A 20,897-nucleotide genomic window follows, 5' to 3' on the forward strand; every position below is an offset into this window, starting at 1 on the left:
CGGCCTGTTATGCGGCGCGGCCGGATCAGGCGTCGAGCCAGACCTTTTCGCACAGCCGGCCGTTGGCAAGATCGAACTGCGTGTGCGGCGTATGCCCCTTCACATGCGAGCGATGCGCATCGAGCCAGTCGGAGAACACGGGGATCAGTGCGCCGCCATCGTCGGACAGCATGGTCTGCATGTCGCCGATGATCGTCTTGCGCTTGGCCTCGTCCACTTCGGCCTTGGCGGCGGCGAGAAGCTGGTCGAAGGTGTCGTTCTTCCAGTGCGTCTCGTTCCAGCTTGCACCGGAATAGTAGGCGGAAGCCAGCATGTCGGTCGCCGAGGCGCGGCCGGCCCAGTAGGAGGTGCAGAACGGCGCCTTCAGCCAGACATTGCTCCAGAAGCCGTCATGCGGCTCCTTCTTCACATCGATCGTCAGGCCGGCCTTGGCGGCGGAGGCCTGGAACAGCACGCTCATGTCGACGGCGCCGACATAGGCAGCGTCGGAGGCCGAAAGCGTGATGGTGGTGTCGGCAAGACCGGATTTCTTCAGGTGGAACTTCGCCTTGTCGAGATCGAAAGCACGCTGAGGCAGGGCCGCATTGAAGAACGGGTCCGAAACCGGGATCGGATGGTCGTTGCCGATCCGCCCGAAGCCGTTGAACAGAGCGTTAAGGATTTGCTCGCGGTCGCAAGCATATTTCAGCGCAAGACGGAAGTCCGGATTGTTGAACGGCGCGACGTCGCTCTGCATCGCCATGATGGTGTGCCAGCCGCCGGGCGCCTGTACGAGCTCGATGCCGGGGGCTGCACGGAAGAGATCGACGGCGCGCTTGTCGACGTCGTTGATCACGTCGACCTGGCCGGCCACCAGCGCGTTCATGCGCTGCACGATGTCGTTGACCACGGTGATCTCGATGCGCTCGACATTGCCACGGCCGGCTTTCCAGTAGTTACCGGTGTTGCTGAGCACGCAGCGCACGCCCGGATCGAAGCTCTCGACGGTGAAGGCCCCGGTGCCGACCGGTTTCGCCCAGTCGGTGAAGCCTTCCGGCACGACGAGAAGGTGGTAGTCGGCCAGCGCATAGTGCAGATCGACGTCGGAAGACGACAGCACGATCTTGATCTGGTGCGTGCCGAGCTTCTGGACCTCGCTGATATGCTTCAGGCCGCCGGCGGCGGGCGACTTGCTGTCCTTGCCGGTGTGCAGCGAGAGGGAATAGATCACGTCGTCGGCAGTCATGTCCTTGCCGTTGTGGAAGGTCACGCCCTTGCGGACGTTGAAGACCCACTCCTTGGCCGCAGCGCCGATTTCCCAGCTTTCGAACAGTTCCGGCTGCGGCACGCCCTTTTCGTCGATCTCGATCAGGCCGTTCATGACGGCATAGCCGATGAGGAGCGGCACCGCATTGGAGTAGGAGGTCGGGTTCAGCGTGTCGGTGGTGCTGCCGCCGCGCATGCCGATCCTGAGGGTTCCGCCCTTCTTGGGCGTCTCCTGCGCGAAGGCGGAGCGCACCATGTAGGGCGCGGCCGTGGCGGAAAGCCCGAGGGCCGCCGCCGCCTTCAAGAAATCGCGCCGCGATTGCTGACCGATCCGTTTCATTCCATTCCTCCCGTTGTCATCTGTTCCGTTGGCGGGTGGTCCGCCGAGGCAATTTGTGTGACGCCGTTCGCCCGGCGCAGGTGCCGGTTTGCGGCGGCCGCGTCAACCGAGCGCGGATTTCAAGTCATCGATCAGGTCGCTTACGGCCTCCACACCGACCGAAAGGCGCAGCAGGCCCGGCTCGACATGCGAGTCCGCGCCCTCGATGGCGGCGCGCCGCTCGATCAGGCTCTCGACGCCGCCAAGCGAGGTGGCGGGCTTCCAGATGCGTGTGCGCGTCATCACGCGCTCGGCTGCCTCCAGCCCGCCCTTGACGACGATCGACACCATGCCGCCGAAACCGCCCGTCATCTGGGAAAGGGCGAGCGCGTGGCCGGGATGCGAGGGTAGGCCGGGATAATAGACCGTCTCCACCTGCGGGTGATCGAGGCAGGCGTTAGCGATGGCCATCGCGCTCTCGCTGGCGCGCTCGATGCGCAGGTGCAGCGTGCGCATGCCGCGCATCAGGAGCGCGGCGGGGAACTGGCCGAGAATGCCGCCGTGATAATCACGGTTGAAGCAGACGCGCTCCCAGAATTCGTCCGTCGCCGCCGTCATCGCCGCGCCGGCCAGCACGTCGCTGTGGCCGTTGAGATATTTGGTGGCGGAGTGCACGACGATGTCGGCGCCGAAGGCGAGCGGTTGCGTCAGGAGCGGCGTCGCGACCGTGTTGTCCACCACCAGCCGCGCGCCGGCGGCATGGGCGATGTCGGCAAGGGCCGCGAGATCGTAGAGATACCAGTGTGGATTGGACGGCGTCTCGGCCCAGACGATGGCGGTTATCCCGGGAACGACCGCGGCGCGCACGGCGTCAAGGTCTGTCATGTCGACATGCTCGATCCGCATGCCCCAATGGGCGGCGTAGCGTTTCAGCCAGGTCCGCATGCCGTGATACATGTCGATGGGAAAGATGCAGTGCGCGCCGGGCTTCAGCGCCAGCATCACGGCGGTCATGGCCGACATGCCGGAGCTGAACAGCCGGCAGTCCGCAGCACCTTCCAGCGCCTTCAGGGTGGTTTCCGGCTGCTCCAGCCCTGGATACCCATAGCGGCTGTAGCTCCAGCCCGTGGCGGAGTAGCCTTCCGGTGGGCGCAGGAAAGTGGTGGCGAGATGGATCGGCGGAATGACGGCGCCCGTCGAATCCGGGTCGTGACAGGTGCCCTGGGCGAGGATCGTATCGGGAATATATTGACGCATGCGGAGCCGTGACCAAGCCTGAAGGAGCCGGATCGCCGCTCTGACAATCCTGTTTTCAAGGCGAGTATGGCACCCTTGCCGGTGATGGATTTCTCGTTCTCACGGCTCTGGATGAGAAATTTATAACCGCGCGACGGCTTTTGCGCATAAAACTCTCACCCGTTCGAAACGGTCGGTTTCGGGATTTCGGGGCACAGGAAACGGGATCGCGGCTATCTTTCCGTTTGCCGCATTTGTCCTGCGCCAGGTGATTTCACTTGGCGGTAAAATGCTTTAGAGCAGGTCCGTTGTTTGGAGCGCGTGATGTCCTCGTCGAAAGTGAGCCTCGATCGTATCGATCGCAAGCTGCTCAACCTGTTGCAGCAGTCGAGCATGTCCACGTTCCAGCAGCTTGCCGACAAGGTCGGCATATCCCAGCCGGCCTGCCATCGCCGCATTCACCGGCTGCGCGATGCCGGCGTGATCGCCGGCGACGTCTCGCTCGTCAATCCCGCCTATGCCGAGCGCCGCATGGCGATCTGGATCGAGATCTCGCTCTCATCGCACGAGCTGAAGATGTTCAACGAGCTCATCGAGGTGCTGAGAACCTCGCCCTATGTGTCATGCTGCGACGTGATCACCGGCGATACGGATATCCTCGCCTGCATCACCGTGGCCGACATGGACGAATTCCGCGAAGTCACCCGCGAATTCATGCGGCGGTGCCCGATCATCAAGACCTACCGCTCGATCACGGTGGCGCAGCGCGTGAAGCTCAATCCCGTCTATCTCTTCGACGAGACCTGACCCGAACGAAAAAGGGCGGTGCCGTGGACACCGCCCTTTTCGTCGTTGTTTCCGGCCGTTTCAGCCGGCGCTGGCTTGCCGCGGGCCGGCGTCCCGCCGCGCGACGGACTCCGCCGCTTCGATGATCGCCTGGGTGTCGATGCCGAAATGCGCGTAGAGATCGGCGATCGTGCCGGTCTGGCCGAAATGTTCGACGCCGAGCGAGATCGTCCGGTGCCCTTCCACGGATCCCAGCCAGCCGAGCGTCGCGGGGTGCCCATCGGTGACGGTGATCAGGCTCGCGCTGCGCGAGACGGTGTTAAACAGCGCCTCGATATGGCTGCGGGCGGTGGTGTCGCCCTGCCGGCGGGCGCGTTGCGCGGCCGTCCAGCCGGCATTGAGCCGGTCGGCGGAGGTGACGGCGAGCACGGCGATGTCGCCGTGACGCTCGGCCAGTCTTCCGGCCGCCATCAGCACTTCCGGCGCGACGCAGCCCTGATAGGCCAGAACGATGCGGGTGCGAGCGGAGGGCGCACGCAGCCAGTAGGCGCCGTCGATCACGCCCTGCCGGAAGGCGGGATCCTCGCGGCGCAGCGCGATCTGCTCCAGCGGCCGGGTCGTCAGGCGCAGATAGACCGAGCCGCCGGTGCCGTCGCGCAGCCAGGTGCGCGTGTCATGCGTGCCTTCGCCGTCGCGCTGCATATAGTCGAAGGACCAGTCCATGATGACGGACAGCTCGTCGAGATAGGCGGGCTCGAAACTCGCCAGCCCGTCCTGGCTCATGCCGATCAGCTGCGAGCCAATGGACTGGTGCGCGCCGCCCTCCGGCGCCAGCGTCACGCCCGAGGGCGTGCCGACGATCATGAAGCGCGCATCCTGATAGCAGGCATAGTTCAGCGCATCGAGGCCGCGCGCCACGAAGGGATCGTAGACGGTGCCGATCGGCAGCAGGCGCTCGCCGAACAGCTGATGGGAAAGGCCGGCGGCGCCGAGCAGCAGGAAGAGGTTCATCTCGGCAATGCCAAGCTCGATATGCTGGCCGGCCGGGCCGAATTCCCATTTCTGGACCGAGGGCACCTGTTCGTCGCGGAACGTGTCGGCCTGCCGCTCGCGGGCGAAGAGGCCGCGGCGGTTGACCCAGGGGCCGAGATTGGTCGAGACCGTGACGTCGGGTGCGGTGGTGACGATGCGGGCCGAAAGGGCATCGTCACGCTTTGCCAGTGCATCGAGGACCTTGCCGAAACCGGCCTGGGTCGACAATTCGCGATCGTCGAGGAAGACGGGGCCTGCGGAAGGCAAAGCGGGGGAGGCGAAGCGCCGGGTGCCCCTGGTGAAGAATGGCACGGTCTTCAGGAACGCCCTCGCCGGTTCAGGCGAAGGAATTGCGCCGAACGTCTCCCATTCCCGGCCGGGCGCGACGCCGACGCGGCCCTGGAACAGCTCCATCTGCGCCTTGGTCATCAGGCCGGCATGGTTGTCCTTGTGACCGGCGAGCGGCGTGCCCCAGCCCTTGATCGTATAGGCGACGAAGACGGTCGGGCGGTCGTGATCGATGCTCTCGAAGGTACGGATCAGCGTTTCCAGGCAATGGCCGCCGAGATTGTTCATCAGGTCGGAAAGCGCCTCGTCACTGCGGGCGGCGAGAAGGCCGGCAACACCCGGTTCGTGGCCGATCTCGTCGGTCAGCCGCTTGCGCCAGGCGGCGCCGCCCTGGAAGGTCAGCGCCGAATAGAGCTGGTTCGGGCAGCGGTCGATCCAGTCGCGCAATGCGGTCCCGCCCGGCTCCCTGAAGGCCGCTTCCTGCAGTGCGCCGTATTTCAGCACCTTCACGTCCCAGCCGAAGGCGGTGAAAATGCCTTCGATGCGCTGCCAGAGGCCTTCGCGCACCACGCCGTCGAGGCTCTGCCTGTTGTAGTCGATCACCCACCATGTGTTGCGCAGGTCGTGTTTCCAGCCCTCCTGAAGACATTCGTAGATGTTACCTTCGTCGAGTTCGGCATCGCCGACCAGCGCGATCATGCGGCCCTGCGGCCGATCCTTCGACCACGACTTCGCGGCGATGTAGTCCTGCACGATGGAGGCGAAGGCGGTGATCGCCACGCCCAGCCCGACGGAGCCGGTGGAGAAATCGACGTCGTCGATATCCTTGGTGCGGCTCGGATAGGATTGCGCGCCGCCGAAGCCGCGGAAGTTTTCCAGTTTCTCGCGCGTCTGGTTGCCCATGAGGTACTGGATGCCATGGAAGACCGGCGAGGCATGCGGCTTGACGGCGACGCGGTCTTCCGGCCTGAGCACATGGAAGTAGAGCGCGGTCATGATCGAGGCGAGCGACGCCGAGGAGGCCTGATGGCCGCCGACTTTCACCTCGCCCTTTTCGCGCAGGTGGTTGGCATTGTGGATCATCCAGCAGGCATGCCACAGGATCTGCCGTTCCAGCTCCTTCAGGCGGGCCAGGGTTTCTGGCGTCAAAGCCGGTTCCGTCATCAGCGTCTCCTCCTCACTGCATTGGCAGGTAAATTAACGCGGCTTTCCGGGAAAATCTGATCTCAGTTGACGGCCTTTGCGGAAATTGCGAATGAAATTACCGATATTCTCTATTTTTCCGGTCAATCATGCCTGCCTCCAAGTCCATACTCGATCCCGCCTCCATTCGCATTCTCGACCTGTTGCAGGACAATGCCGAGATGAGCATTTCCGATCTGGCCGAGGCCGTCGGGCTATCGGCCTCGCCCTGTTGGCGACGCGTCAACGAGTTGAAGGAGAGCGGCGTCATAAAGGGAACGGTGGCGTTGGTCGATGCGCCGGCGCTCGGTCTTGCCGTCAATGTTTTCGTGCAGGTCTCGCTGAAGCAGCAGGACCGGCAGTCCCTCGATGTCTTCAATGCGGCGATCCGCACGAAACCCGAGATCGTCGAATGTTATCTGATGACGGGCGAAGCGGATTACATGCTGCGCGTCGTCGTCGAGGACCTTGCGAAATTCCAGGCGCTAGTGGTCGATTTTCTGACCCTCATTCCCGGCGTCGCCAACATCCGGTCCAGCTTTGCGCTGAGCCAGATCAAATACACGACGGCCCTCCCGACCGGGCATCTCAAGGGCAAGGGCGCTTGAGCGCGATTGATCGGGGCGACGTCTAAGCAAAGGTGCCGTTAAAGCGGCCTGAACCGGTCGTCCTCAAGCCATTTGTCGAAGAAATAAGCGATCTGCTTGTGCCACCAGGGCCAGTCGTGGCTGGCATCCGTGCCCCAGAAATCGACCCAGGCGGGAATGTTTTTCTCTCGCAGAACAGCCTCCAGATGGCGCGTGTCTTCGATCATCGGCTCCTCCCAGGCGCCCTGACCGCAGCAGAAGAACAGGCGGCGCGATCGGATCCGGTCCAGCAGGTCGCTATCCGGCAAGCCGGCCAGATAGTTCACCGGCGAGTTGAAGTAGATCTGGCCATCCAGCGCGCTGCCGAAGAAATGCCGGGTGGAATAGACCCCGCTCAGCGCGATCACGCCTGCGGCGCGGTCGGGAAAGCGGAACAGGAAATTGCTGGCGTGAAAGGCGCCCATCGAGCAGCCCGACAGGATGGGCGCGCGTTCCCCGATGGCAAGGATCTCCGGTAGCAATTCCTCGTTGATGTAGCGGAAATAGGCTTCGTGCCTTCCGATCCTGGCTGCGAGGTCATGGCCGTTGGAAAAGAAGCTCTCGCCATCGATGCCATCCGCGGTCCAGAGCCGGAGTTCGCCGGCTTCGATCCGGTCGGCGAGCGCATTGACGCCGCCGGAATCCTCGTACTGGTAGAAGCGGCCGTTGGAGGTCGGAAAGACCAGCACCGGACGGCCGGCATGGCCGTAGGTTTTGAACTCCATATCGCGCCCGAGATGATGGCTGAAACGCTTGTGATACTCGACCTGCACGTCTTAACGCTCCACATCCTGGATGAAGCGCACAATGGCTTTCACCTCGTCAAAATCTTCCGAGCGGAACTGATAGGCGAAATTGCCCATGGCCCGGCTGAACACGTCCTCGATCGGCGCAAAATGCACGATCCTGTCGCCATGGGCGGCGAGAATGGCCTGATGATCGTTCACATAGCGGATATGGTTTTTCCGGCTGGCATAGCCCGTATAGTACCGCCCGGTGAACGGTCCGCCGACCTTGTTGTTCACGACCATCTGCGCCCACGCGCGATAGATGTCCATGTCGTATGAATAGTTGATGGCGTCGGTCATCCAGGCGCCCGGCGGACGCATGTTGATCTCCAGCGCCACGATGCGGTTGTCGGCGCGGGTCTGGAAGAATTCGATATGGAAGAATTTTTCCCGGATACCGAACGATTTCACCGCCGCGCACCCGGCGGCCTCCACTTCGGGGTCGACGAACGGCAGGCAATAGTAGTTGAGATGGGAGTTGGTATTGACCACCTCCATAATGCTCTGTTCGAAGCGATGGCTGGCGGCGAAGACGACTTGGCCATCGCGGTCGACCAGGCCGTCATAGGTGAGCACGATGCCGTCGATGAATTCTTCTGCGACGTAGGTCACGCCCGGCAGCTTCGTTGTCTCGAAGGCGTCGAGGTCCCTGTCGTCGCATACCTTCACCGTGTTGCTGGCGCCCGAGCCCTGGTCCGGCTTGATCACGATCGGGTAGCCGATGTCGGCGATGAACGCTTCCACGCCGGCGCGGTCGACATATTTGTGCTGCCGGATCGTCTGGACGCCCGCCTTCTTGAAGAAGGCGCTCATTTTGGACTTGTGCTTCAGATTCTCGACGAATTCGCTGCGGATGCCGGGGATGTTGAAATCCGTGCGGATCGCGGCGTCCTGTTCCAGCCAGTGTTCGTTGAGGGATTCGAAGCGGTCGATACGGCCCCAGCGATGGATGAAATGACCCATGGCGCGCAGCACCTGATCACCATCTTCCATGTCGGGGATGCGATAATACTCGCTCAGCGCGGCTTTCAGTCTTGGGGCCAGATGATCGTATGGCGCATCGCCGATCCCGAAAACCGTCGCACCGGCCTGATGCAGGCGATCGCAAAAATCGGTGCCGTTGGTGGGAAAGTGCGGAGAGAAATAGACGAGCTTCACGAGGACCGGACTCCTGGGAGCTGTGACGGGCGACCAACCCCTGACGCATATTAGTCAAGGCAGAGGGTAAAGAAGCCGGATGCAAACGCAAGCCCGTCGTTTGCACGCACCGGCGTCCTGATGTCCTCGCTGTCGCGTGGGAACGGCCCTAGCCGAGCGAGACGAGTTCGCGCGATAGCCTGTTCATGGTCTGAGCGCCGTCCTTCGTGATGAGGAACTGTTCCTCGATCATCAGCGCGCCGATGCCATTGGCATAGAAAGGTGCTTCCAATGCCAGAACCATGTCGGGCTCGATGACGATGGCATTGCCATGCGAGAGGAATGGCCATTCCTCGATGCCGGCGGCAGCACCCACGGAGTGGCCGAAATGGCCGCGATAGTATTCCTTGAAGCCGTGGCGGCGCATGGTGGCGAGCATGGCTTCGTGCACCTCGCCGAAACGCCGACCGGGCCGCAAGGTCTCGACACCGGCCAGGAAGGTTTCCAGCAGCGCCTTGTAGATATCGGCGGCAAGCGGCGAGGGCTTGCCCCAGACGAAGGTGCGGGCGCCGTCGGAGGAGTAGCCATCGACCAGCGTGCCGACATCGGCCTTGATGAGGTCTCCGTCGCCGAGCGCCGCGCCGGCATTCTGAAGGTCGGCGCCGACGGAAATGTAGTCCCAGTGGCCCGAGAGCGCGTGCCCGTTGCGCGCCGCTTCGTTCCGCGCGCCGGAAAGCCAGGCGGCCGAAAGATCGGCGGCGCGCAGGCCGAGGCGGGCAGCCTGGGCGAGGTTTTCCAACCCGGCCTCGGCGCAGGCGGCTGCCCGGCGCAGCCGTTCGATCTCGCGCGGGTTCTTGATGAGGCGCAACCGCCGCAGTACGTCGGAAGCATCCTGCCAGTCTATATCGGGCAGCAGGCTCTTCAATCGCGCGAAATCGGCGGCCGGCATGAAATCGAGATCGACGCCGAGCGTGGCGCGCAAGAGCCCGCGTTCGGCAAGCAGATCGGCGAGCAGGTGGAAACAGGTGTCCTGGTCAAACGTCTCCGGCCGGGGGCCGGTGTTGCCGACGGCGCGGTAGGCGGCATCGACCTGCTCGATGGATGTGGCGTTCGTGACGGTGATGCCGTCGATCCAGATGCGGTGCGTGCGGATATCGATGGGGCGGGCATTGCCGGCGGCATGGTCGCTCATGACGGCGGCGAGCGGCGCGTCCGCATCGGCGGGAACCAGCGCGATGGCCGAGCCGGCACGGCCCCACATCGTCGCGACCCCGGCGGCAAGGCCGGTTGCATAGCGAAACGCCTCCGGCCGAAAGAGGACCATGCCCTCCAGCCCTTCCGCTGCCAGCAGCTTTTCCGCTCTTGCGCGATCGATCTCGCTCATTTCGTCCTCATGCTCTTATGTAATGGCCGCATCGCGGGCGCGAAAACTATCCATGGATTTAGCCTTCGTTGAAAGACAATTCCCTTTAATTTCCGCAAATTGGAGTGGGCGAGGATGTCATGCTCCCGCAAGGGCAACTACAATCGGCATCAGAACGCCGGCAGACGGCGATCGCCAAACAGGAGAATGACATGAGCGGTTCCAAAATCCGCAACCGGGCGCTGACGACGGCGCTTGCCGCCGTCCTTGCCGCCGGGATCCTTAGCCCCGCGCTGGCCCAGGAGGCCAATCCGGACGCCACGATCAATATCGGTTCGCTCTACGAGCCGCAGAACCTCGACAACACGGCGGGTGCGGGCCAGGGCATCAACGAAGCCTTCAACGGCAATGTCTATGAAGCGCTGTTCCGCCTGACGGATGCGGGCGCGGTCGAGCCGGTTCTTGCCAAGGACACCAAGGTCAGCGAGGACGGCCTGACCTATACGTTCACGCTGCAGCCGGGCGTCACCTTCCATTCCGGCGCGCCGCTCACCGCGAAGGACGTGAAATTCTCCATCGAACGCGTGACGGCCGAGGCCTCCAAGAGCTCGCGCAAGAACAGCCTGAAGTCCATCGCCGGCATCCAAACGCCTGACGACGCGACGGTCGTGGTGAAGCTCGCGTCCCGCTCGATCTCGCTGCCCTATAACCTCAGCTATGTCTGGATCGCCAATGACGAGGCGACGGATTTCCAGGCGAAGGAAGACGGCACCGGTCCCTATGCGCTGCAGGAATGGCGCCGCGGCTCGTCGCTGGCGCTGGCCCGCTTCGACAAATACTGGGGCGCGAAGCCGAAGAATGGCGAGGTCGTCTTCCAGTATTTCACCGAGGCAACGGCGCTGAACAATGCGCTGCTCACCGGCTCGGTCGATATCATCACCTCCGTGCAGAGCCCGGATTCGCTGGCGCAGTTCAAGGACAACCCGGAATTCACCGTCAGCGAAGGCAAGTCGACGACGAAGCTGCTGCTCGCCTATAACGACCGCGTCGCTCCCTTCGACAATGTGAAGGTGCGCAAGGCGCTCGCCCGCGCCATCGACGACGAGAAGCTGCTGAAGGCCGTCTGGGGCGACTACGGCACGCTGATCGGCTCCTTCGTGCCGCCGACCGATCCGTGGTATGCCGATCTCACCAAGACCGACGCCTATGACCCGGAAAGCGCCAAGGCCCTGCTGAAGGAAGCCGGTTATCCCGATGGTTTCACCTTCACCATCGATACGCCGAACTACGATCCGCACCCGATCGCCGCGCAGTTCATCCAGAGCGAACTGGCCAAGATCGGCGTCAAGGTCGAGATCAACGTGATCACCGCCAACGAGTGGTACACGAAGATCTACAAGGCGCACGATTTCCAGGCGACGCTGCAGGAACACGTCAACCATCGCGACATCGTCTTCTACGGCAATCCCGACTTCTACTGGGGCTACAACAATCCCAAGGTCGTCGACTTGATCAAGCAGGCCGAAGCGAGCGCCACGGAGGCCGAGCAGACCGAGAAGCTGAAGGAAGCCAACACGCTCATCGCGGAAGATGCGGCCAGCAACTGGTTCTACCTCTATCCGCAGATCGTCGTGTCGAAGGCGACGGTCAGCGGTTACCCGGTGAACGGTCTCAATTCGCAGTTCTTCGCCTACGATATTACCAAGGCGGAATAAGCGGCCCCGCAAGGGCAAGCTCGACACCGGACGCCGCCTGACCTATTTTCAGGCGGCGTCCGCGCTTGTGAGAGGTAACCACCATATTTTCCTACATAATCCGCCGCTCGGCCATTCTGCTGCTGTCGGTCGTCATTGCTGCCGTCATCCTCTTCGTGCTGCTGCGCCTCCTGCCGGGCGATCCTGCGAACGCGCTGGTCTCCGTCGGTGCGGATGCGGCGCAGATCGAGGCGGCGCGCAAGCAGGTTGGCTCGGACCTGCCGCTCTATGAACAGTTCCTGCGCTTTGTCGGCAGCCTGGCACGCTTCGATCTCGGCAATTCCTTCGTCTCGGGCGCGCCCGTTCTGGCCGAGATCGGCAAGCGCCTTATCGTTACCGTGCCGCTGACGCTGCTCGCCTTCGTCGTTGCTGTCGCGATCGCCGTGCCGCTCGGCATCCTCTCGGTGGTGCGCCAGAACCATTGGTATGGCGGGCTGATCTCCGTCGTCTCGCAGCTTGGTATCGCCGTGCCGGTGTTTTGGATCGGCATCCTTCTTGTCACTCTCTTCGCGGTCAATCTGCGGCTCTTCCCCTCCGGCGGATTTCCCTCGCGCGGCTGGCAATCGCCTGGCGCCGCCCTGCAGGCCCTCGTCCTGCCGGTCGCGACCATCGCCATCGTCATGTCGGCTTCGCTGATCCGATATGTGCGCTCGGCGACCCAGGACGTACTCGGCAGCGATTATCTGCGCACGGCGCGTGCGCTCGGAGCGACCTTTTCCGAGGCGCTGATCCGTCATGGCATCCGCAATGGCGCGGTGCCGGTGATTTCCGTGCTCGGCATCGAGCTGGCCTCCACGCTGCTCGGTGCGGTCGTGGTGGAGCGGGTCTTTGCGCTGCCGGGCCTCGGCTCCATGCTGCTGCTCGGCATCGAGCAGCGCGACTATCCCAATGTGCAGGGCGTGCTCTTTATCTCGACGCTGCTGGTCCTGCTGCTCGGCTTTGCCGCCGATCTCCTCCAGCGCCTGATCGATCCGCGCCTGCGTGGCCGCATGGCCGGAGGTGCGGCATGACGGTGCCCAAAACGCTTGGCACACGCGTGCCGCAAAAGTCCGCGCTGCCCTGGCCGCTCGTCGTTGGTGGCCTGCTGGTGGGGCTTCATGTCGTTGTGGCGCTGCTCTCGCTCGTCTGGACGCCCTATGGCGTCGGCGACATGATGGGCGGCCGGCTCGAGGGGCCGTCGTTCCTTCATTGGGCCGGTACGGACCGGCTCGGTCGTGACCTGATGACCCAGATCATGATCGGCGCGCGTATCGCGCTCGTCGTCGGCGGCGGCGCAGTTGTGCTCGGCGCGCTGATCGGCGTCACCGTCGGCGTGCTCGCCGCCTTTGCCACGCGCACGCTCGACGATGTGCTGGCCGCCGCCCTCGACATTCTCATCGCCTTCCCGACGCTGCTGCTCGCCATGCTGATCGTCGCCTCCAGCGATGGTGCAAGCCTCGGTACTGCGATCCTCGCCATCGGCATTGCCGGGTCTGCCATCGTCGCCCGGCTGACGCGTATCCTCGCCAAGCGCATTCTTGCGATGGACTACATCACCGCCGCGCGGATTTCCGGCACCTCCTGGCCCGCCATCGTGCGCATTCATGTCCTGCCCAATATCTGGCCGACGCTGATCGTCAATTTCGCGCTTCAGTTCGGGCTTGCCGTCATCGCCGAGGCGTCGCTCTCCTATCTCGGTCTGGGTGCCCCGCCGCCGAATGCCTCCTGGGGACGGCTGCTGCAGGAGGCGCAGGCCTCCGTCTATACCGCTCCCTTCGGCGCCATCGCCCCCGGTCTTGCGTTGGTCTCGCTGGTCATCGGCCTCAATCTGTTCGCCGACGGCCTGCGCGACGTCGCCGACCCGACCCGCAGGAAAAGCCGATGAGCGCCTTGTTGTCCCTCGAGAACCTCGAAATCCGCACCGCCGGGCGCACGCTCGTCTCCGGCGTGTCCTTCTCGATCGCCGCCGGGGAGCGGGTCGGTCTGATCGGCGAATCCGGCTCCGGCAAGTCGCTGACGGCGCTCGCCGTGCTCGGCCTTTTGCCGGACACCATGCGCGTCGGCGGCTCGATCCGCCTCGACGGGCATCAGGTGATCGGCGCGCGCGACCGCGATCTCGTGCCGTTGCGCGGCGTCAGCATCGCCGCCGTGTTCCAGGAGCCGATGACCGCGCTCGACCCCTTGATGCGGATCGGCGATCAGGTCGGAGAGGTGGTGCGCCGCCGTGCTTTCCGCGATGGCGAGAGGCTGAGAAAGAGCGAGGTGCGAACGCGTGTCCTCACGCTTCTCGACCGTGTCGCTCTGCCGGAGCCCGAGCGCATCGCACGAGCCTATCCGCATGGCGTTTCCGGCGGGCAGCGTCAGCGCGCGGCCATTGCCATGGCGCTTGCCTGCCGGCCGAAACTTTTGATCGCGGACGAGCCGACGACGGCGCTCGACGTCACTACCCAGGCCGAGGTGCTAAAATTGCTTGAGGGGCTGGTGCGTGACGAGGGTATGGGGCTTCTGTTCATCAGTCACGACCTGCCGGTCGTCGCCACCATCGCGGAGCGGGCGCTGGTGATGCGCCATGGCGAGCTGATCGAGGCCGGCCTGGTCGGTCCGCTCTTCGAGCATCCCGCCCATCCCTATACGCAAGGTTTGGTCGCGGCCGCTCGCGCCTTTGACAAAGCCCTGGAGACCACCCTGTGACGCTGCTCGACCTCTCCAGTGTTTCCTTCGGCTACACGAAGACGAAGCCGGTGCTGCATGGTATCGACCTTACCGTGACCGCCGGCGACAATCTCGGCATCGTTGGGGAATCCGGCTCCGGCAAGACGACCTTGCTGAAACTTTTGCTCGGATTGGAGCGTGCCTCCACGGGTGCGATCGCATTTCGCGGCAATTCCCTCGATACGTCCGACCGCGCCTTCATGCGTGGCTTCCGGCGCAACGTGCAGGCGGTGTTCCAGGATCCCTATTCCTCGCTCGATCCGCGCCAGCGTGTCTTTGACATCATCGCGGAGCCGCTGCGCTCCCTCAAGGTCGACACCGACATCGCCGCGGCGGTAATGCAGGCCCTCAAGGATGTCGATCTGCCCGCCGATGCCGCCGTGCGCTACCCCCACGAATTTTCCGGCGGCCAGCGCCAGCGGATCGCCATCGCGCGGGCAATCGTCGCGAAACCCGACCTGATCATCGCCGACGAAGTGGTGAGTGCCCTGGATCTGACCACGCGCACCCGCATCATCGATCTGCTGCGCGCGCTTTCTGAACGAATGACTTTTATCGTCGTTTCGCACGATATCGCCCTCGTGGCTCTGCTGTGCCAAAGACTGGTGGTGCTGGAAAAAGGCAGGATCGTCGAGCAAGGCCCGACCCGGGAAATCCTTGCCCGCCCCATGCATCCCTATACCAGGAAACTCCTTGCCAGCACGCCAAGGATGCCGGGCTCGCTGGCCGGCTAGATGGGGCGAACCGTCCCCGCTTTTCATCGGACGGCAAAGAGATTTCCTGAGGTTTCGGCCTCCACACGCAGAACCGGGCCTTGGACGACGAGGCTAAGATGAACGGTAGCACACTTGCGAGGTTTCGTCGCCCGCGCAGCGATTGAAAAAATGATGCGGCTCGGTGCGTTTCAAGTGCTCAAGTTTTTGTCGTGATTTCAGGTATTTTCGCCTGCCATCACCGTTTGTATTGGCCTGCAGTGGTCGTCGCAGTGCTTTTGGAGTGTATGTTCCGAGCGCCGTGATTTTAAGGCCTGCCGGTGCTCGCGGTTTTCGAAAGCACCGTTGGCAGGATAGGGGCGCATCTGCTCGGCCAGCCGCTTGGTGCCTGACAGGTTCTTGACAAAGACCGACCGAGCGTATTTCAATCCTTTGCAATATGCGGGAATTGTTATCCCGCCGTCTCACATGACTTCGTTTGTCGAAGGGCAATAGCGCCCACAGCGGCCCGGTTTCCGGGGCTTCCCGCTGTGGGCTTTTCGTTTTGGTGGCTGATGCAGGAAAGCGTGAAGATCGGCATCCTCTATTCGACCTCCGGACCCTATGGGGCGATGGGGCGGGATGCGCATGCCGGCGCGGAATTCGCCTTTCACGATTATCGTGCCCGTGGCGGGTCCGAGATCGAGCCGGTGTTCTTCGATCCGCGCGCCGATCTCTCGGCCTATCTGGAGGGCGCGCGCAGCCTCATTCGGGATCATGGCTGCCGGCATATCGTCGGCACCATCACCTCTTCGGCGCGCAAGGAGGTCATTCCGCTCGTCGAGAAGCACGATGGCCTGCTCTGGTACATGTGCCCTTACGAGGGTTTCGAGGCGAACGAGAACGTCATCTATATCGGCGGCTGCCCGAACCAGCACCTGATCCCGCTCTTCGACTATCTGCTGCCGCGGCATGGCGCGCGGCCCTATCTCGTCGGCGCGAACTATGTCTGGGGCTGGGAGATGAACCGGCTGGCGCGCGAGCTCATCCACAATGCCGGCGGCACGGTGCTCGGCGAGCGCTATCTGCCGCTGGAGGAAACCGCCGTCGAGCGCATCGTCGCCGATATCGCCGAGAAGCGGCCGAGCTTCGTGCTGAACAATCTCGTGGGACCGTCGAGCTACGCTTTCCTCGCCGCGATGCGCGAACTCGGCGAGCGCGACCCGGCCTTCCTGCCGGAAAACTGCCCGGTCGCCAGCTGCGACCTGCAGGAATGCGAACTCGGCGATATCAGAGACGGTGCCGCCCTCGGCCAGCTCTGCGCCGCCTCCTATTTCGATACGCTCGACACGCCTGATAACAAGGCTTTCAAGGCTCGGCTGGCGGCCTGGAACGGCGGCGAGCGTGTCGTCTCCAGCCTTTTTGCCAGCGCCTATACGGCCGTCAGCTTGTGCATCGCCGCCATCGAGGCCGCCGGTTCCGATGCGCCGGAGCGTGTGCGCACAGAAGTTCTCGCCCGCGACTGGCCGTCGCTGTTCGGCGCCATGCGGGTCGATGCGGCGACCAATCATGCGGCACTTCCCTTCCTGCTCGGCCGTATCAACGATCGCCGCGGCTTCGATGTCATCGCCTCCACGCCGGCACTCGCCGCCGACCCCTATCTGACGGGTACATCCAGCAAGCCGGCACCGCGCTTGAGGGTCGTGTCATGACGACGAGGACCCCGAATTTCACCGGCTGGCGCGCCGTTATCCTCAGCGAGGCGGATAGCAACACGGATCGCCTGCGCCGCCAGCTCGGTCTGCTCGGCATATCAGTCTCCATCCAGTGGACGCCGCTTGCGGCGGCCGACCTGCCGGATTTGGTCCTGATCGACGCCGATCGCGGCTGGGACGAGCTTCTGCCCTTTTCCGATGCCGCGCCGGCCTGCCCGGTGGTGGCGCTGCTCGGGTCGGAAGCACCGGGCCGCATCTCCTTTGCGCTGCGCCACGGTGCCGGCGCGATCATCCCGAAGCCGGTCGCGGCCTCCGCCGTCTATCCGGCGCTGGTGCTTGCCGTTTCCATCCATGCCGAGCGGATGGAAGCAAGCCGTCGCATCGCCCATCTCGAAGAGCGGCTGAAGCTCAGGCCCATCGTCTTCGCTGCCATCGTCCGTCTCAAGGCCGAGCGGCACATCGATGACGAGAAGGCCTATGCCATCCTGCGTGACGGCGCCATGCGCCGCCGCATGCCCATCGAACAGCTTGCCGCCGTCTTCCTCGGCGGTTCCGAAACCCTGCGCGAGGTCGGTTGATGCGGGTCCTGAAGGAATTATGCCGCCAGCCCGCCGCGGTTTTCGGCCTGATCATTGTGCTCGCTGTCGTCTTCGCGGCCATCGCCGCGCCATGGCTCGCGCCCTACGAACCCGATAACCAGATGTTCGACGGCCTGACGCTGGAAGGTGCGCCGATGCCGCCCGGCGAACAGTTCACGCTCGGCACGGATACGCTCGGGCGCGACCTGCTTTCGCGCCTGCTTTATGGCGCGCGTACCTCGTTGATCATCGGTCTTGTCGCCAATGGCATCGCGGTTGCCATCGGTCTCTTCGTCGGCGTCATCGCGGGTTACATGCGTGGCTGGGTCGGCGGGCTGCTGATGCGCTTCACAGACCTGATGATGGCTTTCCCCGCGCTGCTGCTCGCCATCGTGCTCGCCGCCATTCTGAAGCCGAGCCTGTGGATCGTCGCCATGGTGATCGCGCTGGTCAACTGGGTGCAGGTGGCGCGCATCGTCTATACGGAGACGCGCGGTCTGGTGGAGCGGGATTTCATCATGGCCGAACGGGCGCTCGGTGCCGGCAATGCCCGTATCGTGCTGCTGCATGTCCTGCCACATCTCGTGCCGACCGCCATCGTCTGGGGCACGCTCGGCATCGCCACGACAGTGCTGCTCGAGGCGACGCTCTCCTTCCTCGGCATCGGCGTGCAACCGCCGCAGCCGTCCTGGGGCAACATCATCTTCGAGAGCCAGAGTTATTTCCAGGCTGCTCCGTGGCTCGTCTTCTTCCCTGGCGCGGTCATCCTGCTGACGGCGCTCGCCTTCAACCTGGTGGGCGATGCGCTGCGCGACATCCTCGACCCGACCCAGCGGGGCCGCGGCTGATGGCGACGCTGCTGGCAAAACGCCTCGTGCAGTCCTGCCTGATCCTGCTCGGCGTGGCGGCCATCACCTTCGTGCTGCTCTATGCACTGCCGGCCGATCCCGCGCGCATGCTGGCCGGCCGCAGCGCGACCGCGCAGACCGTGGAGAACATCCGCCGAGAACTCGGCCTCGACCAGCCGCTGCTCACGCAGTTCCTGCACTATCTCGGCAATCTCCTCCAGGGCGATCTCGGACGCTCCTATGCCCAGAAGACCGAGGTCGCGACGCTGATCGCCGCCCGCCTGCCGGCGACGCTGACGCTGATGGCGGCCGGCATCTTCGTCGAGGTGCTGCTCGGCCTCACCTTCGGCATCGTCGCGGCGCTGAACCGTGGCGGCGCTCTTGACCGCATCGTCATGGCCTCCGCCTTCGTCGGCGTCTCCGCCCCGCAATTCGTCGTCGCGCTGCTCCTGCTCTATGTCTTTGCCGCCACGCTGGGCTGGTTCCCGATGAGCGGCTACGGCACGGCGGCCCATGTCGTGCTGCCGGCCATGACGCTCGGTATTCTCGGGGCCGGTTGGTATGCGCGCATGGCGCGCTCGGCGATGATAGACGTCCTCAACCAGGATTTCATCCGCACCGCCCGCGCCAAGGGGCTTTCCGGCCGCCGCGTCGTGCTGCGCCATGCGCTGCCCAACGCCATCCTGCCCATCGTCGCGATGATCGGCATCGATATCGGCCAGTTCATGGGCGGCGTCGTGGTGGTCGAGGCGGTCTATGGCTGGCCGGGCATCGGCCAGCTGGCCTGGCAGGCGATCCAGCAGGTCGACATTCCCATCATCATGGGCGTCACGCTCACCTCGGCCTTTGCCATCATCGTCGGCAATCTCGTCGCCGATCTGATCGCGCCGATGATCGATCCACGCATCCGTTCGCATTGAAACCAAAAAGGGGAACTTTAAAAATGTTCAATCGCTGGATTTTGACCACCACGACGGCGGCCGTGCTCGCCTTTTCTCCGTTGCTGGCCCATGCCGAAACGCCCGCCCAGGGCGGCGAGATCGTCGTGACCTACAAGGATGACATAACCACGCTCGACCCGCATATCGGTTACGACTGGGTCAACTGGTCGATGATCAAGAGCCTGTTTTCGCGCCTGATGGACTACGAACCGGGCACCGCCAATCTGGTGCCGTCGCTCGCCGAAAGCTTCGAGGTCGCGCCCGACGGCCTCACCTATACGTTCAAGCTGCGCAAGGGCGTGAAGTTCACCAACGGCCGCGAGATCGTCGCCGGCGACGTGAAATATTCCATCGAGCGCGCCGTCAACCCGAAGACCCAAGGCCCCGGCGCCGGCTTCTTCGGCGCCATCAAGGGCTTTGACGACCTGACGGGCGGCAAGTCCGAGCTGCTCTCGGGCATCGAGACGCCGGATGATCAGACCGTCGTCTTCAACCTCTCGCGTCCGGATGCGACCTTCCTGCATGTCATGGCGATCAACTTCGCCTCCGTCGTGCCGAAGGAGGCCGTCGAGGCGGCGGCCGGCGACTTCGGCAAGAAGCCTGTTGGTTCCGGTTCGCTCATCCTCAAGGACTGGACGATCGGCCAGAAGCTCGTCTTCGAGCGCAATCCCGACTACTTCGTCAAGGATGTGCCGCATATCGACAAGGTGACGGTCGAGGTCGGCCAGGAACCGCTGGTCGCGCTGTTGCGCCTGCAGAAGGGCGAGGTGGATATTGCCGGTGATGGCATTCCCCCGGCGAAGTTCCTGGAGATCAAGAACTCGCCCGAGGGGGCGGCGATGATCGTCGACGGCGAGCAGCTGCACACCGGCTACATCACGCTCAACACCAAGGTGAAGCCTTTCGACGACGTGAAGGTGCGCCAGGCCGTCAACATGGCGATCAACAAGGAGCGCATCACGCGTATCCTGAACGGTCGAGCGACGGCCGCAAACCAGATCCTGCCGCCGCTGATGCCGGGCTACGACAAGGCCTTCACCGGCTATACCTATGATGTGGAGAAGGCCAAGGCGCTGCTCGCCGAAGCCGGCCATCCCGATGGTTTCGAGACGGTGCTCTATTCCACGAACACCGATCCGCAGCCGCGCATCGCCCAGGCGATCCAGCAGGACCTCGCCGCGATCGGCATCAAGGCCGAGGTCCGCGCGTTGGCGCAGGGCAACGTGATCGCCGCCGGCGGCACGGAAGGCGAAGCGCCGATGATCTGGTCCGGCGGTATGGGCTGGATCGCCGACTTCCCGGATCCGTCCAACTTCTACGGTCCGATCCTCGGTTGCTCGGGTGCCGTATCGGGCGGCTGGAACTGGCCGTGGTACTGCAACGAGGCGATCGACAAGCGCGCCGGCGAGGCCGACGCCATGTCCGATCCGGCGAAGGCTGCGGAACGCCAGGCGGCCTGGGGCAAGATCTTCACGGATGTCATGGCGGATGCTCCCTGGGTGCCCGTCATCAACGAGCGCCGCGTCGTGGCAAAGTCGCTCCGCATGGGCGGGCCGGACAACATCTATATCGATCCGACGCGCGTCATCAATTACGACGCGATCTTCGTGAAGCCGTAAGCCTTTGATATCGCTCTCCCTGCTTCGGTGGGGAGAGCCTTCCAAGAACAACAAACG

General features: G+C 63.8%; 18 protein-coding genes. 12 read left to right on the top strand and 6 right to left on the bottom strand.

Going from position 1 to position 20,897, the window contains the following annotated elements; translation table 11 throughout:
- Positions 1-25 precede the first annotated feature (25 nt).
- Both AC27VQ_RS08175 and AC27VQ_RS08180 read right to left on the bottom strand, forming a co-directional pair.
- Positions 26-1,585: an ABC transporter substrate-binding protein gene (locus AC27VQ_RS08175; RefSeq protein WP_488715891.1), complete on the bottom strand. Its 1,560-nt coding sequence runs from the start codon at positions 1,583-1,585 to the stop codon at positions 26-28.
- Positions 1,586-1,687: 102 nt separating this feature from the next.
- Positions 1,688-2,821 (bottom strand): trans-sulfuration enzyme family protein, encoded by a 1,134-nt coding sequence (locus AC27VQ_RS08180; RefSeq protein ID WP_488715892.1) that lies wholly within the window; start codon positions 2,819-2,821, stop codon positions 1,688-1,690.
- Between the two features lie 303 nt (positions 2,822-3,124).
- Here AC27VQ_RS08180 and AC27VQ_RS08185 point away from each other — a divergent pair, with 303 nt between their 5' ends.
- Positions 3,125-3,607 carry an Lrp/AsnC family transcriptional regulator gene (locus AC27VQ_RS08185; RefSeq protein WP_117369771.1) on the top strand — a complete coding sequence of 161 codons (483 nt, stop codon included), beginning with the start codon at positions 3,125-3,127 and terminating at the stop codon, positions 3,605-3,607.
- A 60-nt stretch (positions 3,608-3,667) separates the two neighbouring features.
- On the opposite strand, the gene AC27VQ_RS08190 is transcribed toward AC27VQ_RS08185, so the two are convergent.
- Positions 3,668-6,070 (bottom strand): transketolase-like TK C-terminal-containing protein, encoded by a 2,403-nt coding sequence (locus AC27VQ_RS08190; RefSeq protein WP_488715893.1) that lies wholly within the window; start codon positions 6,068-6,070, stop codon positions 3,668-3,670.
- A gap of 128 nt (positions 6,071-6,198) precedes the next feature.
- Between AC27VQ_RS08190 and AC27VQ_RS08195 the strand changes: the two genes are divergently transcribed.
- Positions 6,199-6,696 (top strand): Lrp/AsnC family transcriptional regulator, encoded by a 498-nt coding sequence (locus AC27VQ_RS08195; protein ID WP_488715894.1) that lies wholly within the window; start codon positions 6,199-6,201, stop codon positions 6,694-6,696.
- A gap of 38 nt (positions 6,697-6,734) precedes the next feature.
- Here the strand turns inward: AC27VQ_RS08195 and AC27VQ_RS08200 are convergent, their stop codons facing one another.
- The 3 genes from AC27VQ_RS08200 to AC27VQ_RS08210 all read right to left on the bottom strand — a co-directional run bounded on the left by AC27VQ_RS08200 (position 6,735) and on the right by AC27VQ_RS08210 (position 10,023).
- Positions 6,735-7,487: an esterase family protein gene (locus AC27VQ_RS08200; RefSeq protein ID WP_488715895.1), complete on the bottom strand. Its 753-nt coding sequence runs from the start codon at positions 7,485-7,487 to the stop codon at positions 6,735-6,737.
- 3 nt (positions 7,488-7,490) lie between these two features.
- The gene (locus tag AC27VQ_RS08205) at positions 7,491-8,660 is read right to left on the bottom strand and encodes an ATP-grasp domain-containing protein (protein ID WP_488715896.1); all 1,170 of its coding nucleotides are present in this window, start codon (positions 8,658-8,660) and stop codon (positions 7,491-7,493) included.
- Between the two features lie 148 nt (positions 8,661-8,808).
- Positions 8,809-10,023, bottom strand: a complete 1,215-nt coding sequence (locus AC27VQ_RS08210; RefSeq protein WP_488715897.1) for a M24 family metallopeptidase — start codon at positions 10,021-10,023, stop codon at positions 8,809-8,811.
- A gap of 191 nt (positions 10,024-10,214) precedes the next feature.
- On the opposite strand from AC27VQ_RS08210, the gene AC27VQ_RS08215 reads away from it, so the two are divergent.
- From AC27VQ_RS08215 to AC27VQ_RS08260, 10 genes are all read left to right on the top strand, one after another.
- Positions 10,215-11,717 (top strand): ABC transporter substrate-binding protein, encoded by a 1,503-nt coding sequence (locus AC27VQ_RS08215; protein ID WP_488715898.1) that lies wholly within the window; start codon positions 10,215-10,217, stop codon positions 11,715-11,717.
- Between the two features lie 98 nt (positions 11,718-11,815).
- Complete coding sequence (locus AC27VQ_RS08220; RefSeq protein WP_488716159.1) at positions 11,816-12,766, top strand: ABC transporter permease; 951 nt, start codon at positions 11,816-11,818, stop codon at positions 12,764-12,766.
- On the top strand, positions 12,763-13,620 hold the full coding sequence (locus tag AC27VQ_RS08225; protein ID WP_488715899.1) for an ABC transporter permease: 858 nt from the start codon (positions 12,763-12,765) through the stop codon (positions 13,618-13,620). The genes AC27VQ_RS08220 and AC27VQ_RS08225 overlap by 4 nt, the downstream gene beginning before the upstream one ends.
- Positions 13,617-14,426 (top strand): ATP-binding cassette domain-containing protein, encoded by an 810-nt coding sequence (locus AC27VQ_RS08230; RefSeq protein WP_488715900.1) that lies wholly within the window; start codon positions 13,617-13,619, stop codon positions 14,424-14,426. Before AC27VQ_RS08225 ends, AC27VQ_RS08230 begins: the two co-directional genes overlap by 4 nt.
- Positions 14,423-15,181, top strand: a complete 759-nt coding sequence (locus AC27VQ_RS08235; protein WP_488715901.1) for an ABC transporter ATP-binding protein — start codon at positions 14,423-14,425, stop codon at positions 15,179-15,181. The genes AC27VQ_RS08230 and AC27VQ_RS08235 overlap by 4 nt, the downstream gene beginning before the upstream one ends.
- Positions 15,182-15,714: 533 nt before the next feature.
- The gene (locus AC27VQ_RS08240; RefSeq protein ID WP_488716160.1) at positions 15,715-16,851 is read left to right on the top strand and encodes a transporter substrate-binding protein; all 1,137 of its coding nucleotides are present in this window, start codon (positions 15,715-15,717) and stop codon (positions 16,849-16,851) included.
- Positions 16,848-17,432: an ANTAR domain-containing response regulator gene (locus AC27VQ_RS08245; RefSeq protein WP_488715902.1), complete on the top strand. Its 585-nt coding sequence runs from the start codon at positions 16,848-16,850 to the stop codon at positions 17,430-17,432. Before AC27VQ_RS08240 ends, AC27VQ_RS08245 begins: the two co-directional genes overlap by 4 nt.
- A complete protein-coding gene (locus tag AC27VQ_RS08250; RefSeq protein ID WP_313527544.1) occupies positions 17,432-18,280 on the top strand; it encodes an ABC transporter permease in 849 nt (282 codons plus the stop codon). Before AC27VQ_RS08245 ends, AC27VQ_RS08250 begins: the two co-directional genes overlap by 1 nt.
- Complete coding sequence (locus AC27VQ_RS08255; RefSeq protein WP_488715903.1) at positions 18,280-19,200, top strand: ABC transporter permease; 921 nt, start codon at positions 18,280-18,282, stop codon at positions 19,198-19,200. Before AC27VQ_RS08250 ends, AC27VQ_RS08255 begins: the two co-directional genes overlap by 1 nt.
- A 23-nt stretch (positions 19,201-19,223) precedes the next feature.
- On the top strand, positions 19,224-20,840 hold the full coding sequence (locus AC27VQ_RS08260) for an ABC transporter substrate-binding protein (RefSeq protein WP_488715904.1): 1,617 nt from the start codon (positions 19,224-19,226) through the stop codon (positions 20,838-20,840).
- Positions 20,841-20,897 lie beyond the last annotated feature (57 nt).

The organism is Shinella sp. 20P9.1.1 (assembly GCF_057798995.1).

Bases quoted from the DNA above. Each gene is read 5' to 3' on its own strand.
- AC27VQ_RS08175 (WP_488715891.1), bottom strand. From the start codon at position 1,585: ATGAAACGGATCGGTCAGCAATCGCGGCGCGATTTCTTGAAGGCGGCG.
- AC27VQ_RS08180 (WP_488715892.1), bottom strand. From the start codon at position 2,821: ATGCGTCAATATATTCCCGATACGATCCTCGCCCAGGGCACCTGTCAC.
- AC27VQ_RS08185 (WP_117369771.1), top strand. From the start codon at position 3,125: ATGTCCTCGTCGAAAGTGAGCCTCGATCGTATCGATCGCAAGCTGCTC.
- AC27VQ_RS08190 (WP_488715893.1), bottom strand. From the start codon at position 6,070: ATGACGGAACCGGCTTTGACGCCAGAAACCCTGGCCCGCCTGAAGGAG.
- AC27VQ_RS08195 (WP_488715894.1), top strand. From the start codon at position 6,199: ATGCCTGCCTCCAAGTCCATACTCGATCCCGCCTCCATTCGCATTCTC.
- AC27VQ_RS08210 (WP_488715897.1), bottom strand. From the start codon at position 10,023: ATGAGCGAGATCGATCGCGCAAGAGCGGAAAAGCTGCTGGCAGCGGAA.
- AC27VQ_RS08215 (WP_488715898.1), top strand. From the start codon at position 10,215: ATGAGCGGTTCCAAAATCCGCAACCGGGCGCTGACGACGGCGCTTGCC.
- AC27VQ_RS08225 (WP_488715899.1), top strand. From the start codon at position 12,763: ATGACGGTGCCCAAAACGCTTGGCACACGCGTGCCGCAAAAGTCCGCG.
- AC27VQ_RS08230 (WP_488715900.1), top strand. From the start codon at position 13,617: ATGAGCGCCTTGTTGTCCCTCGAGAACCTCGAAATCCGCACCGCCGGG.
- AC27VQ_RS08240 (WP_488716160.1), top strand. From the start codon at position 15,715: ATGCAGGAAAGCGTGAAGATCGGCATCCTCTATTCGACCTCCGGACCC.
- AC27VQ_RS08245 (WP_488715902.1), top strand. From the start codon at position 16,848: ATGACGACGAGGACCCCGAATTTCACCGGCTGGCGCGCCGTTATCCTC.
- AC27VQ_RS08250 (WP_313527544.1), top strand. From the start codon at position 17,432: ATGCGGGTCCTGAAGGAATTATGCCGCCAGCCCGCCGCGGTTTTCGGC.
- AC27VQ_RS08255 (WP_488715903.1), top strand. From the start codon at position 18,280: ATGGCGACGCTGCTGGCAAAACGCCTCGTGCAGTCCTGCCTGATCCTG.
- AC27VQ_RS08260 (WP_488715904.1), top strand. From the start codon at position 19,224: ATGTTCAATCGCTGGATTTTGACCACCACGACGGCGGCCGTGCTCGCC.